The organism is Streptomyces sp. NPDC001848 (assembly GCF_042891915.1).
Taxonomy (GTDB): domain Bacteria; phylum Actinomycetota; class Actinomycetes; order Streptomycetales; family Streptomycetaceae; genus Streptomyces.
The window spans coordinates 91,310-105,217 of the sequence record NZ_JBIATP010000012.1; the positions used below are offsets into that span (position 1 = coordinate 91,310).

The 13,908-nt window shown below is 73.7% G+C and carries 10 protein-coding genes; 3 read left to right on the forward strand and 7 right to left on the reverse strand.

Going from position 1 to position 13,908, the window contains the following annotated elements; genetic code table 11:
* The first annotated feature begins 123 nt into the window (after nt 1-123).
* Nucleotides 124-912: a hypothetical protein gene (locus tag ACFYZJ_RS24755; RefSeq protein WP_388571376.1), complete on the forward strand. Its 789-nt coding sequence runs from the start codon at nt 124-126 to the stop codon at nt 910-912.
* A 45-nt stretch (nt 913-957) separates the two neighbouring features.
* Here the strand turns inward: ACFYZJ_RS24755 and ACFYZJ_RS24760 are convergent, their stop codons facing one another.
* Nucleotides 958-2,523: a DUF6350 family protein gene (locus ACFYZJ_RS24760; protein WP_388571378.1), complete on the reverse strand. Its 1,566-nt coding sequence runs from the start codon at nt 2,521-2,523 to the stop codon at nt 958-960.
* A gap of 104 nt (nt 2,524-2,627) precedes the next feature.
* On the opposite strand from ACFYZJ_RS24760, the gene ACFYZJ_RS24765 reads away from it, so the two are divergent.
* Nucleotides 2,628-3,434 (forward strand): sigma factor-like helix-turn-helix DNA-binding protein, encoded by an 807-nt coding sequence (locus ACFYZJ_RS24765; protein WP_388571380.1) that lies wholly within the window; start codon nt 2,628-2,630, stop codon nt 3,432-3,434.
* Between the two features lie 96 nt (nt 3,435-3,530).
* Here ACFYZJ_RS24765 and sucD read toward each other — a convergent pair whose 3' ends face one another.
* The 6 genes from sucD to ACFYZJ_RS24795 form a co-directional block, all read right to left on the reverse strand.
* The gene (gene sucD, locus ACFYZJ_RS24770) at nt 3,531-4,415 is read right to left on the reverse strand and encodes a succinate--CoA ligase subunit alpha (RefSeq protein ID WP_388571382.1); all 885 of its coding nucleotides are present in this window, start codon (nt 4,413-4,415) and stop codon (nt 3,531-3,533) included.
* 21 nt (nt 4,416-4,436) lie between these two features.
* Entirely contained in the window at nt 4,437-5,618 is a 1,182-nt protein-coding gene (gene sucC, locus ACFYZJ_RS24775; protein ID WP_388571384.1) for an ADP-forming succinate--CoA ligase subunit beta, read from the reverse strand.
* Between the two features lie 829 nt (nt 5,619-6,447).
* Nucleotides 6,448-7,446 carry a hypothetical protein gene (locus tag ACFYZJ_RS24780; protein WP_388571386.1) on the reverse strand — a complete coding sequence of 333 codons (999 nt, stop codon included), beginning with the start codon at nt 7,444-7,446 and terminating at the stop codon, nt 6,448-6,450.
* 187 nt (nt 7,447-7,633) lie between these two features.
* Nucleotides 7,634-8,809, reverse strand: coding sequence for a VWA domain-containing protein (locus tag ACFYZJ_RS24785; protein ID WP_388571388.1), 1,176 nt, complete (start codon nt 8,807-8,809; stop codon nt 7,634-7,636).
* The gene (locus tag ACFYZJ_RS24790) at nt 8,806-11,160 is read right to left on the reverse strand and encodes a DUF5682 family protein (protein ID WP_388571389.1); all 2,355 of its coding nucleotides are present in this window, start codon (nt 11,158-11,160) and stop codon (nt 8,806-8,808) included. The genes ACFYZJ_RS24785 and ACFYZJ_RS24790 overlap by 4 nt, the downstream gene beginning before the upstream one ends.
* Nucleotides 11,157-12,365: an AAA family ATPase gene (locus ACFYZJ_RS24795; protein WP_388571391.1), complete on the reverse strand. Its 1,209-nt coding sequence runs from the start codon at nt 12,363-12,365 to the stop codon at nt 11,157-11,159. Before ACFYZJ_RS24795 ends, ACFYZJ_RS24790 begins: the two co-directional genes overlap by 4 nt.
* A 134-nt stretch (nt 12,366-12,499) precedes the next feature.
* On the opposite strand from ACFYZJ_RS24795, the gene ACFYZJ_RS24800 reads away from it, so the two are divergent.
* The gene (locus ACFYZJ_RS24800) at nt 12,500-13,852 is read left to right on the forward strand and encodes an SWIM zinc finger family protein (RefSeq protein ID WP_388571393.1); all 1,353 of its coding nucleotides are present in this window, start codon (nt 12,500-12,502) and stop codon (nt 13,850-13,852) included.
* The last annotated feature ends 56 nt before the right edge of the window (nt 13,853-13,908 follow it).

Here is a 13,908-nt window from a genome sequence, read left to right on the forward strand (position 1 = left end):
CGCGGGACGTTGACCGGGTGAGGGGGACGCCCGCGGCACCGCATGCGCGGGGCGCGCCCGCCGCACGGCGAGCTCCGTGGCCGAACCGCCCGCCCGTACCACCAAGGGGAAGACGCACACCTGATGCCGGACCGCAGTCTCCGACTCCCTCCGCTGCTGCTGCGCGAGCGGCGCCCTTCGCCTGTGCCGCCGCGGGAGAGCGACGGAGCACCGTCCGCGGGCGGCGCATCCGTCGGGGACGGCCGGCGGCCCGAGGAGGCACCGGCGGACGACAACCCGTTCGCGCCACCGCCGGAGGGGGCACCGGACCGGCCCTGGCAGCCGCGCCGCCCCGGACCGGGGCAGGGCGGCTCCGGCGAAGGCGGACGCTCGCCCTGGGGCAGCCAGTGGAGCGACCGGCAGCCGGGCCCTGCGGCGGGCGGCCGCTTCGGCGAGCGCCCGGGCGGCCCCGGCGGCTCAGGCGGACAGGGCGGACCGGAGGGTCCGGGCGGCCCCGGCGGCCCCGGTGCGGGACTGCGCTGGGACCCCACGGATCCGGCCCAGCGCCGTGCCCGGTACGCACTGCTGGGCGGTATGTGGGCGTTCTTCTTCGCGCTGTTCAGCTGGCAGTACGTGGCGCTGCTGCTGGGCGCGCTGTCGCTGTACTGGGGCGTGAGCGCACTGCGCTCCAAGCCCCGCACCCCCGACTCGAACGCTCCTGTGCCGCCGGGCCGCCCCCAGACGACGGCAGCGATCAGCGGCCTGGTCACGGCGTCCCTGGCGCTGGCACTGGTGGCCACCACGTTCGCGGCGCAGCTGGTCTACCGGGACTACTACACGTGCGTCAACGACGCCCTGACGGCAACGGCGAAGCAGTCCTGCAACGACCTTCTGCCGAAGGATCTGCGCGGGGTGCTGGGGACGAACGGCTGACCTTCCCGGCCGTATCTCCTCCCGTCCGGTGGCGGGGCCGCGCGGTCACGAACCCTCCGGCGGGCTGGGCGTCGGTTCCGGACCGTCCGGCAGAAACGGGTCGACCTCCGCCGCCAGCACCTCGTACGGGATCAGGTCCGGGTCGTCCCAGGCCCCGTCCGCCCTTCCCTCCACCGGTTCCGACGCCACCGGCGCCGGTACCGACGTCACCGCCGAGGCGACCGGGACCTCGCCCCACCGCTCCTCCGCCCGTCGGCCCCCGACCCGCCGCTCCTCCGCCCCTCGGTCCTCCACCCACCGCTTCCTCATCCCCCGTAGGGACCGCCACCGCACCACCACCCCGACCGGCACCCCCACCCCGGCGACCCATCCCGCGGCCGCTGCCCCCACGTGCCATCCCACCGGCCCGAACCGCGCCAACGCCGCCACCCCGAGCGGCCCCCCGGACACCTCCGCGAGCCCTCCGAGCAGCAGGCCGCACACCACCGCGGCCCCCACGACACCGGTCACCGTCCTGGTGACGGACCACACCGCGTCCCACCCGCGCTCCCGCTCGGCACAGGCGCCGCGCGCCAGGCACCACCCCACCACCACCCCCGCCGCCGCCGGCACCGCCTGCACCGCCCAGCCCAGCGGCCCGCCGCCGCTCCCGGGCAGAGCCGCCAGCAGCGGAAACGGCGGCAGCGGCGACGGTGCCGTCGTCGGCGACCACGCCCCCATCCCATGCCCCGCCCCCAGCAGGAACCCGGGCCCCAGTGCGTACGACGCCGCCCAGACCGCCGCGTTCGGCACCAGCGCGACCGCCAGCAGCAGCACCGCTCCTCGTCCTGCCCACCCCTGCGTGACCTGGAGGAAGGACTCCCGTACCGCCTCGCCGTGCCACACCAGCGACAGCCCCACGAGCAGTCCGCCCCCGCCGACCAGCACGGCCGTCCCGGCCAGACCCGCCCGTCCGGCGCTCCGGAACAACTTGTGTTCCTCACGGCTGAGCACGCGCAGCGCCCCGTACGGCCACCGACGCGTCGTCCACACCCCCACACCCGCCGACACCACGGTCACCAGCGGCAGGCACACCAGGGTCCACGCCCACGACGGCCGCAGCGCCCCCGCGGAGGCGTACAGGGTCGCCACCAGGCCCACCCCGACATAGCCCGCCGCCACTCCGCACCACGCCGGCCCGGCGGCAACGCCCTCCGGTCCTTCCGGTCCTTCCGCTCCCTCCGGGCCCCCCACGGCCTTCGTGCCCTCCACGGCTTCGCCGTCCGTCACGTCCCGCGCCGCCCGGTACAGCAGCCACACCGGCACCACGGCCGACAGCAGCGGCGTGATGCCGACGGGTGCGGGCACCCCGGACAGCGTCTCGGTGCGGAAGAGCACCACGCCGTGCGCCAGCAGCCACGAGGCGGCCGCCACCCTCAGTGCGCCGTCGGGTCCGTCGTCCGGATACGGCGCACCGACCCACAGCGCGATCGCGAGCAGGGCGAACACACCGAGCCCCAGCACGGCGGCCACGGCCCCGCTGAGCAGGCTCACCCACAGCCCGGGCCACCGGTCGCGCGACCGGGCGAGCAGAGACGGCAACGGGGTGCGACGGTCGGTCCATGAAGTCACCCCGCCATGCTCCCAATGACACGCGTTTTCCCGACGTAACGCGCGAAGCATCGATGTGTCGCTAAAAATACGCTTATGTATTTTTCGGTACGGAAGGCCGCCTCGTGAGGCAGACCCTGACGCCTCATCAGTCCTTCGACGCGCTGTACGAGTACTGCGCCCCCGCGCTCGCTCGACAGGCGTACCTGCTCACCGGCCGGCGCGACCTGGCCCGTGCGGCGGTCGAGCGTGCCTTCGAGCTGGCCTGGCAGCGCTGGCCCGAGGTGGCCGTGGACCGTGATCCCCCGGGCTGGGTACGGGCAGCGGTACACGACCGGGCGCTCTCCCCCTGGCACCGCTTCCGCCTCCACCACCGACGCCCCGAGCCGCCGCCCCCGGGGCCCGCCGACCGCGCCCTGCTGCACGCGCTCCTGAAGCTGCCGCCGACCCAACGACGCGCCCTGCTGCTCTACGACGGCCTCGGCCTCGGCCTGCCGGACGTCGCGGCCGAGACGGAGGCGAGCACCCCGGCCACCGCGGGCCGGCTGCTCCGCGCCCACGCCACGCTGGCCAGGCTCGTACCGGACCAGGCGGCACCGGACGTCCTGCCCCGCCGGCTCGCCGAACTGGCCTCCTCGGAGCGCCTCCGCGCCGCCAAGGCCCCTTCGGTCCGCTCCCACGGCGAACGCCGCACCCGCCACTGCACCCATGCGGCGATCGCCCTGACGGTGGCGGTCATCGGCGCGACGACCCTGACCCTGCGCACGGCCGCGAACCACTACGAGCCCCCGGTGGGTCGGGGCACTCCCATTCACGACATTCCCCCGCCCCCGGCCCAGGGCCCCCTGTCCAGTCCGCAGACGGCCCTGCGCACCAAGCTGATGTCGGCCCCGCACCAGGGACCGGCCCGGCTGACACCGCAACCCCGCTGAGCGGCTGGGCCCGCTGCCACGGCGCCTGCGCCGGGAAAGGCCGGTGGGCCCGCACCCCAGGGGTGCGGGCCCACCACGCGTTCAGCCGGGCCGGGTTCAGCCGGCCAGGATCTCCCGCGCGAGCTTCGCGGTCTCCGTCGGCGTCTTGCCGACCTTGACGCCCGCGGCCTCCAGCGCCTCCTTCTTCGCCTGGGCGGTGCCCGACGAACCGGAGACGATGGCGCCCGCGTGACCCATGGTCTTGCCCTCGGGCGCGGTGAAGCCGGCGACGTAGCCGACGACCGGCTTGGTGACGTTCTCCTTGATGAAGGCCGCGGCCCGCTCCTCGGCGTCGCCGCCGATCTCACCGATCATCACGATCAGGTCGGTGTCCGGGTCGTCCTGGAACGCCTTCAGCGCGTCGATGTGGGTGGTGCCGATGATCGGGTCACCGCCGATGCCGACGCAGGTGGAGAAGCCGATGTCACGCAGCTCGTACATCATCTGGTACGTCAGCGTGCCGGACTTCGAGACCAGGCCGATGCGGCCCGGCTTGGTGATGTCGGCCGGGATGATGCCGGCGTTCGACTGGCCCGGGGTGATCAGGCCGGGGCAGTTCGGGCCGATGATGCGGGTCTTGTTGCCCTTCTTGCCGGCGTACGCCCAGAAGGACGCCGTGTCGTGCACCGCGACGCCCTCGGTGATGACGACCGCGAGCGGGATCTCGGCGTCGATGGCCTCGACGACCGCGTCCTTGGTGAACTTCTCCGGGACGAAGATGACCGTGACGTCGGCGCCGGTCTTCTCGATGGCCTCCTTGACGGAGCCGAAGACCGGTACCTCGGTGCCGTCGAAGTCGACCGTCTGGCCCGCCTTGCGCGGGTTCACGCCGCCGACGATGTTCGTGCCGGACGCCAGCATGCGGCGGGTGTGCTTCTGACCCTCCGAGCCGGTCATGCCCTGGACGATGACCTTGGATTCCTTGGTGAGGAAGATAGCCATGGTTGTGTGTGACCTCGTCCCTTACTTCGCGGCAGCAGCCAGCTCGGCGGCCTTGTCGGCCGCGCCGTCCATGGTGTCCACACGCTGCACCAGCGGGTGGTTGCGGTCGTCCAGGATCTGGCGACCCAGTTCGGCGTTGTTGCCGTCGAGACGCACGACCAGCGGCTTGGTGACCTCTTCGCCCTTGGACTCCAGGAGCTCCAGGGCCTGCACGATGCCGTTGGCGACCGCGTCACAGGCGGTGATGCCACCGAAGACGTTCACGAACACCGACTTGACGTCCGGGTCGCCGAGGATGATCTCCAGGCCGTTCGCCATGACCTCGGCGGAGGCGCCGCCGCCGATGTCGAGGAAGTTGGCGGGCTTGACACCCTTGTGCTTCTCACCGGCGTAGGCGACGACGTCGAGGGTGGACATGACCAGACCCGCGCCGTTGCCGATGATGCCGACCTCGCCGTCGAGCTTGACGTAGTTGAGGTTCTTCTCCTTGGCCGCGGCCTCGAGCGGGTTGGCCGCCGCCTTGTCGTGGAGCTCCTCGAACTCGGGGTGGCGGAACTCGGCGTTGTCGTCCAGCGACACCTTGCCGTCGAGGGCGATGACGTCACCGGAGGCGACCTTGGCCAGCGGGTTCACCTCGACGAGCAGGGCGTCTTCCTTGATGAAGACCTCCCACAGGCTGACCAGGACGTCAGCGACCTTGTCGGCGACCTCCGCCGGGAACTTCGCCGCGGCGACGATCTCCTCGGCCTTGGCCTTGTCCACGCCGTCGATCGCGTCGATCGCGATCTTGGCGACGGCGTCGGGACGGGTGGCCGCGACCTCCTCGATCTCCATGCCGCCCTCGACGGAGGCGATGGAGAGGAAGGTGCGGTTGGCGCGGTCGAGGAGGAAGGAGACGTAGTACTCCTCGACGATCTCCGGAGCGGTCTCGGCGATCATCACCTTGTGGACCGTGTGGCCCTTGATGTCCATGCCGAGGATGTCCGTCGCGCGGGCGACCGCCTCGTCCGGGGTGGCGGCCAGCTTCACACCGCCGGCCTTGCCGCGGCCACCGACCTTCACCTGCGCCTTGACGACCGACTTGCCGCCCAGCCGCTCGGTGATCTCGCGCGCCGCCTCAGGCGTGTCGATGACTTCACCGGCCAGCACCGGTACACCGTGCTTGGCGAAGAGGTCCCTCGCCTGGTACTCGAACAGGTCCACGCGCTTCCGTCCCTATCAGTGATCTCGCGGTTCGTTGGATGCGTGGGCGTGCCGCGAAGGGCAACGTGACGTCCGCTCTGTCACAAGGGAGGCGCACACGGTGTCCGAGCGCGCGGCATGTCCGTCTCGCAGGTTATCGCCGCTCGCGGGGCGTCCATAAATCGAGGGTCACACCTGAGCGGTGATACCTGTCACATGATGCCGGACCCTCTGACACTGCGTGCCAATGGTGAAGGGCCTCACCGGGCTGGGGTCGACCCGGTGAGGCCCCTTGAACAACCCCGAAGGGGCGCAGGCCGACTGATCCCCACCCCAATGGGGACCGGTCGACCCTTTCCACGGGGTTCCGGGCGGACGTACCGACGGCTTTCGGTCGTCCGCTCCGTCAGCCCGCGGAGTCGTTCGGCCGCCGTGCGACGGCGCCGCTTCGGGCCGGCGTCGTACGGCGGCGGGTCAGACGGAGTACGACGGAGTACGGGGGTACTGGCCCTGCGCCAGGTGGTCGGGCGTGACGGACCGGGCGATGCCCTGGGTGCCGGTCGCGGCGTGGCCGATCGGTGCGCCGCCGGACGTCGGGACGGTCCCGGTACCGGTTCCGCCCAGGGATCGTCAGGAGGTCCCGGGCGGCGGGCAGACCTGCCCTAACCGTGCCCTAACCGGGGAACTCGGGAATGTCCCGGGGCCGGCCCCGGGTCCCGTCCGCGGTGACGGCCGCGGTGCCGCCGGGCACGAGCCCTACCGGCGCCGGATGGCCCGACACGACGGCGTGGCCGTCACCATGGCGCGGCGTGCCCGCGTCGGCGGCGGGCAGACCTGCCCTAACCGTCCCCTAACCGGGGAACTCGGGAATGTCCCGGGGCCGGCCCCGGGTCCCGTCCGCGGTGACGGCCGCGGTGCCGCCGGGCACGAGCCCTACCGGCGCCGGATGGCCCGACACGACGGCGTGGCCGTCACCATGGCGCGGCGTGCCCGCGTCGGCGGCGGGCTGGTCGCCGCACACCCGGCTCGGGTCGCCGTAGGGCATCCGGTGCGGGTGCGTGTGCTCGGTCCGTACGTCGTGGGGCGCGGGACGCGTGTACGGCACCGGCGTCACTCCCGGGCTCCCGGCGGTCCGGGGCCCGTACGCACCGGTCTCCCGCTGCTCCGCCACCCCCTGGGGCGCGGGCAGGGTGTGCACCGCGGGTGTCGGCAGGCCCGGAGCCACCGGGACGCCGGGGAGACCAGGGGGGCGGCCGGGGAGGCTTGGGGGGCTGTCGAGCAGGGACGGCAGCGGCGGCCACTGCCGGGACGCGTCCGCCCTCCCCTCGGTCACCGCCTGCACGAGGACGCCGACAGGCCGTACGACCGTGCCGCCCACCGGTCGCACGAGGCCCTCGACGACCGGCCGCACGGGACCCTCGACGACCGGCCGCACGGGACCGTCGACGACCGGCCGCACGACCTCGGTCGTGGGAGGGGCGAGGGACGTCGGCGCGCCGCCTGTGCCGCCCGCGTCGGCCTGCGGCCCCGAGGGCGGTACGGGGAACCCGACGCGGGACACGCGCCCGGCCGACGCCGCCCGGCGTCCCTGGTGGGCCGTGGCCTTGGGCGAACCGCGCCCGGCTGACGGTGAGTCGGCCGTCGCCGTGCCGGCCTGGGTCCAGGCCGCGGGCGGAGCCGCCGAGGCGATCGGTGTTCCGTCCGCCGCGTGCGCCTGTCCCTCGCACAGGAGTCCCAGCGCGAACAACCCGCCCAACACCAGCGTCACCTGCAGCGCACGCCGCCCGGCCGCCGTACGCATCACGCGCAGTGCGGCACCGGCGAAGGGCAGTGCGGCTGGCAGGACCAAGACGGAAAGAGCCTCCGTGCGGCGGAAACAGGCGGTACGAAGCGAACACCACGCACCGGTTACGGCCCGGGTGCCGACGATCCTCGCACGGGACGCCCGCGGTCACGCAAGCCCGCTGTTACCGATGGGCCGTCATATCCCGTTTTCGCTCCTGGTGTTCCGCTGTGGGATTCCTCGGTCGTCGCCGTCAGGCCGTCTCCGGTATGGGCAGGGGCCGCTTCTCGATCGCCGCCGCCATCACTTCCGGGAAGAGGTCGGGCGTGCATGCGAACGCCGGTGCTCCGAGCGCAGCGAGCGCCGCCGCGTGCTCCCGGTCGTAGGCGGGTGCGCCTTCGTCGGAGAGCGCGAGCAGTGCCACGAACTGGACCCCCGACGCCTTCATCGCCGCCACCCGCTTGAGCATCTCGTCGCGGATGCCTCCCTCGTACAGGTCGCTGATGAGGACCACCACCGTCTCCGTGGGCCGGGTGATCTGCGACTGGCAGTACGCCAGCGCCCTGTTGATGTCCGTGCCGCCGCCGAGCTGGGTGCCGAAGAGGACGTCGACCGGGTCGTCGAGCTGGTCCGTGAGGTCCACGACGGCCGTGTCGAACACGACGAGCCGCGTGGCGATGGACCGCATCGACGCCAGCACCGCCCCGAACACGGACGCGTACACCACCGAGGCCGCCATCGATCCCGACTGGTCGATGCAGAGGACGACTTCCTTCTTCACCGACCGGGACGCCCGCCCGTACCCGATCATCCGCTCCGGCACCACCGTGCGGTACTCCGGCAGATAGTGCTTGAGGTTGGCGGCGATCGTGCGGTTCCAGTCGATGTCCCGGTGGCGGGGGCGGGCGATACGGGCGCTGCGGTCGAGGGCGCCGGTGAGCGTGGCCCTGGTGCGGGTGGCGAGCCGCTTCTCCAGGTCCTCGACGACCTTGCGCACCACCGCCCGTGCCGTCTCCTTGGTGGTCTCCGGCATCGCCTTGTTCAGTGAGAGCAGCGTGCCGACCAGGTGCACGTCGGCCTCGACCGCCTCGAGCATCTCCGGTTCGAGCAGGAGCGTGGACAGTCCGAGCCGGTCGATGGCGTCCCGCTGCATGACCTGGACGACGGAGGAGGGGAAGTAGGTGCGGATGTCGCCGAGCCAGCGCGCCACGGACGGCGCGGACGCCCCGAGCCCCGCCGAACGGTCCCTCCCCTGCTGCGGCCTCTCCCCCTTCCCGTACAGCGCGGTCAGCGCCCCGTCCATCGCCGCGTCCCGCCCGGTCAGCCCGTACCCGGTGCCGTCCGCCGCGTCTCCCCCGAGCACCAGCCGCCAGCGCCGCAGCCGCTCGTCGGCCCCGGTGGCGTTCACCCCGGTCGTGTGCGTGTTCATCCGGCCACCTCCACCAGGTCGTCGACATCACTGCCCTCGGATTCGTCCAGGCCGAGCAGCAGGCGCAGCACCGGGACCACGGCGTCCGCCCGCCGGGCGTCGAGGTCGGCGCCGAACCCGGGGACACCCGTGCCGGTGACCGCGGCGCTTCCCCCCGCACCCGGCCCGCGCCGCACCAACTCGCCGAGCGTGCGCCGCACTCCGGGCTCGTACGCCGAGAACGTCCGCCGCAGCAGCGGCAGTACGTCGGTGAACGCCTCCGTCGGCACCCCGGTGAGCCATGCGTCCACCAGCGCGAGCAGCCGCTCGTCGTGCACGAGCAGCATCCCGCCGCCGGAGCCGCCCCCGACGAATCCCTCGATCCAGGCGGCGGCGTCCGCCGGTGGCGTCCCCGGCGACAGCACGAGCCCCATCAGCCGCGCGGCCTCGTCCTGCGCCAGCTCCCCCTCGTCCAGGAGCAGCCGCACGGCCCGCCCGCGGATCACCCCGGGAACGGTGTCCCGTCCGCCGAGCACCCGCAGGACGGCACGCCATCGCTCCCGGATGTTCCCGTGGTCCGCCGCGATGCCGTCCCCGAGCAGCCCCACCGCCCCGTGCACGGCGTCCACATGACGCCGCATCTCCGCGGCCGCCTCGGCGTCCAGCGCGGCGCACGCCGGTGGCAGCCCGACGAACACGCGCTCGGCGAGACCGGCCGCGACGTCCGCCAGCGCCCGGGTGTCCGTACCGCGCACGTCCCCGTAGCGCAGGGAGCGGACCAGGGCGGGCAGGGCCTGGGCGAGGTGGCCGACGTCGGCGTCGAGGGCGGCTCGGTCGGCGAGGACGCGCATCACCACGGGCAGTGCGTCCGGCAGTTCGGCCAGCAGGCACCGCTCGGCGAGCGCGGTGACGTCGGCGAGGGCCTGTGCGGCGGTCGCGTCCGCCTCGGCCCTGGCGGTCGCGGCGGCGAGCACGGTGGTCCCCCACACCCCGGCCTCGGCGACCCGCACCGCGAGTTCCGGTTCCCAGCACAGTCGCCAGGTCTCCCGGAACGTCCCCGTGCTGCCGCGCGAGGCCGCGGGCTCACCCCAGCCGATCCCGAGGAGCCGCAGCCGGTGCAGCAGCCGGCTGCGCTCGGCGTCGGTCTCCTTGCGCAGGTCCAGCTCCACCTCCCGCTCCAGCGGCTCGGGTTTGATCCGGAGCCGCTTCTGCAGCCGGGCGAGGTCCCGCTGCAACGGCACCGCGGGGGCGGAGTCCGGCACCTCCCCCATGTCGTCGCCGACCACCACCCGGTCGCGCACCAGCGCCAGCGGCACGTCGGAGCCCTCGCACATCACCGCCCGCACCGCGTCGGTCGTCTCCGACAGGCCCGGAAGCGGACGCCCGCGCAGGACGGCGAGTGTTTCGGCCAGCCGCACCGCCTCGATGACATGCGCGGACGACACGATCCGGTCCTCCTCGCGGAGCAGCCCCGCGACCTTGGTCAGCCACCGCTCGACGGGCCGGTCCGGAGCGCGGAACAGATGCCCGTACCAGCCGGGCGAGTCGATGCCCGCCCCGTAGCCGCCGGCCCGGGCGAGCCTCCGGTGGGTCCAGGGCACCCAGGTCATGTCCGTCTTCACCTTGGGCAGGCCCTTCAGCAGCGCGCGGTCGGCGGTGACGGAGGCCCTCTCCCGCAGCGCCGGCACGTGCCAGGCCCCGCACACCACCGCCACGTCGGCCCCGAACTCGCGTTGTGCCGCGCGCACCTGGAGCCGCATGTACGCCTCCCGCACGACGTCCCGTTCGTGTCCGCCGGCGCCGTACTCCTCCCGCAGGGCGGCCATGGCCTCCCCGAGCACGGTGAACGGCGCGAACGGGTCCCCCGCCCCCGCGCCCCGGTGCTCGACGACGTCCTCCCACCACCGCTCGGGGTCGTCGTGTCCGGCGGCCTCGGCCAGCACGGCGAGGGGGTCGACTCGGACGGTGTCGTCGGAGTCGCCGACCGCGCCGGGGTCCTCGGTCTCGGTCCCCGTCGCTCCCTCCTTGCCCCACGCCAGCGTGTGCGTGGCCGGCAGGTCGATGAACCGGGCCGGAACCCCCTGCCGCAGGGCCCAGCGGATCGCCACCCACTCCGGTGAGAACTCGGCCAGCGGCCAGAACGCCGACCGTCCGGGCTCGTCCACGGCGTGGGCGAGCAGGGCGACCGGCGGCCGCATGTCCGGGTGGTCCGCGAGCGGGATCAGGGCGTCCGCCTCCGGTGGCCCCTCGATCAGCACGGCCTCGGGTCGCGCCGCCTCCAGCGCGGCCCGCACCGCCCGCGCGGATCCCGGCCCGTGATGCCGCACCCCGAGCAGCAGCGGCCCCGTCCACGGGGAGTCGGAGTCCTTCACGCGGTCACCTCCCGGCACGCGCGGTAGAAGTCGGTCCAGCCGTCGCGCTCGCGGACGACCGCTTCCAGGTACTCCTGCCAGATGACGCGGTCGGCCGCCGGGTCGCGGACGACCGCGCCGAGGATGCCCGCGGCGACATCGCTCGGCCGTAGCACGCCGTCGCCGAAGTGGGCGGCCAGCGCCAGTCCGTTGGTGACGACGGAGATGGCCTCCGCGGTGGACAGGGTGCCGCTGGGCGACTTCAGCTTGGTCCGGCCGTCCGTCGTGACCCCACCTCGCAGTTCGCGGAAGACCGTCACCACGCGGCGGATCTCGTCGACACCGTCGGGCGCGGCCGGCAGGTCGAGCGAGCGGCCGATCTGGTGCACCCGGCGGGAGACGATGTCGACCTCGGCCTCCACGCTGTCCGGTAGCGGCAGCACCACCGTGTTGAAGCGGCGGCGCAGCGCGCTCGACAGGTCGTTGACCCCGCGGTCGCGGTCGTTGGCCGTGGCGATCAGGTTGAAGCCGCGCACGGCCTGCACCTCTTCGCCCAGCTCCGGTATCGGCAGCGTCTTCTCCGACAGGATCGTGATCAGCGTGTCCTGGACGTCGGCCGGGATGCGGGTCAGTTCCTCGACGCGGGCGGTCATCCCCTCGGCCATGGCCCGCATGACCGGACTCGGCACCAGGGCGTCGCGGCTGGGGCCGTGCGCGAGCAGCCGCGCGTAGTTCCACCCGTAGCGGATCGCCTCCTCCGGGGTCCCGGCGGTGCCCTGCACCAGCAGGGTCGAGTCGCCGCTGATGGCCGCCGCCAGGTGCTCGGACACCCAGGTCTTCGCCGTACCGGGCACGCCGAGCAGGAGCAGGGCGCGATCGGTGGCGAGTGTGGTGACGGCGACCTCGACGATGCGGCGCGGGCCCACGTACTTGGGTGTGATCACCGTGCCGTCCGGGAGGGTGCCGCCCAGCAGATAGGTGGCGACGGCCCACGGCGACAGCTTCCAGCGGGCCGGGCGCGGACGGTCGTCCTGGGCGGCCAGCGCAGCGAGTTCGTGGGCGAAGGCGTCCTCGGCGTGCGGGCGGAGCGCTTCCGTGGGCGCCGCCCCCTTGTCCTGTGCGGGAGCGGACTTCGGCCCGCCGGTGCTGGTGTCCCCGCTTCCGTTCGCGGGCGCGGACGGGCTCTCGTTCGCTTCGACGGACTTCTGGTCAACGGACGCACGCATGGCCGTATCCCCCTCCAGCTCGGCCGGTTCGGATCTGTCACCCACCGTGCACCACACCACTGACAACGCGTCGTGACCTGCGCAGACGCCGTCGCGGGGGTCGATTGTCAGTGCCGGGACCTACCGTCGACGACATGACTTGGCAGGGGGAGCGCTGGACGGCGGACCAGGTGCTGGCACTGGCACCTGATGTGGCGTCACGCAAAGCGGGAAGCAAACTCGGCACGGCCGGGCCGTGGTCGGGGACGGGCAGTTCCGGCGAGGGGACGGTGTGGGGGCTGTGCGAGGGCAGTGGCAGCAAGCCGTATCAAACGGTCGTCGACCTCTCGGACGCGGCCGGGCCGGCGTACAAGTGCAGTTGCCCGAGCCGGAAGTTCCCGTGCAAGCACGCGCTGGGGCTGCTGCTGCTCTGGGCGGGTGGCGACGGCGCGGTCCCGCGGGCACGGCAGCCGGACTGGGCGGAGCAGTGGATCAAGGGACGCCGTCAGCGTGCGCAGGAGAAGCGGACGGCCGGCGTCTCCCCGTCGGCCGCGTCCGCCGACCCGGAGGCGGCCCGGCGCAGGGCGGAGCGACGGGCCGAGCGGATCACGGCGGGGGCGACGGAGCTGGAGCAGCGCCTGGCCGATCTGCTGCGCGGCGGCCTGGCCGCGGTCGAGCAGGCGGGGTACGGGCTGTGGGAGGAGACGGCGGCCCGCATGGTCGACGCGCAGGCTCCGGGACTGGCCGGGCGGGTACGGGAGTTGGGCGCGCTGCCGGCGTCGGGGCCGGGTTGGCCGGTGCGGCTGTTGGAGGAGTGCGCGCTGCTGCACCTGCTGGACCGGGCCTGGCTGAGGCGTGAGCGGCTGCCGGAGGGGCTGGCGGCGACGGTCCGCTCGCGCGTCGGCCTGGCGGGTTCGCCCGACGGTCCGCCCGTCCGTGACCGCTGGCTGGTGCTGGCGCAGTACGACACCTCGGACGCCCGGCTGACCACACGCCGGATCTGGCTGTACGGGGAGAAGTCCGACCGCACGGTGCTCCTCCTTTCCTATGGAGCGGCAGGACGCGCGCCCGAGCTGGCTCTGCCGGTGGGACGGGCCTTCGAGGCCGACGTGTCGTCCTACCCGGGCGCGGGGCAGCTGCGGGCGGCGCTGGGCGAGCAGTTCACGCCCCCGGCCCCGGCAGCGACGAGACCGCCGGGCATGACGACGCAGGACGCGGCGGCGCGCTATGGGGAAGCCCTCCAGGCCGACCCGTGGCTGGACTCGTACCCCGTGACGCTGGGCCAGGTCATACCGACTCCGCTCGACGGCTCCTGGCAGTTGGCGGACGCGGACCGCGGCACCGCGCTGCCCCTGACGCCGTCGGCGGGCGGCCGGCCGGGGCTGTGGCGATTGGTCGCGCTGTCGGGCGGCGCCCCGGTCACGGTCTTCGGCGAGTGCGGCCACCGCGGCTTCACTCCGCTCACCGCCTGGCCGGAGGGTGCCGGAGAGGCGGTCCCGCTGTGCTGACGACACCCCCTACCGACGACTCCGTACCGACCCCGCACCCACCCGCACCCACCCCG

Bases quoted from the DNA above. Each gene is read 5' to 3' on its own strand.
- ACFYZJ_RS24755 (WP_388571376.1), top strand. From the start codon at position 124: ATGCCGGACCGCAGTCTCCGACTCCCTCCGCTGCTGCTGCGCGAGCGG.
- sucD (WP_388571382.1), bottom strand. From the start codon at position 4,415: ATGGCTATCTTCCTCACCAAGGAATCCAAGGTCATCGTCCAGGGCATG.
- ACFYZJ_RS24785 (WP_388571388.1), bottom strand. From the start codon at position 8,809: ATGAACACGCACACGACCGGGGTGAACGCCACCGGGGCCGACGAGCGG.
- ACFYZJ_RS24795 (WP_388571391.1), bottom strand. From the start codon at position 12,365: ATGCGTGCGTCCGTTGACCAGAAGTCCGTCGAAGCGAACGAGAGCCCG.
- ACFYZJ_RS24800 (WP_388571393.1), top strand. From the start codon at position 12,500: ATGACTTGGCAGGGGGAGCGCTGGACGGCGGACCAGGTGCTGGCACTG.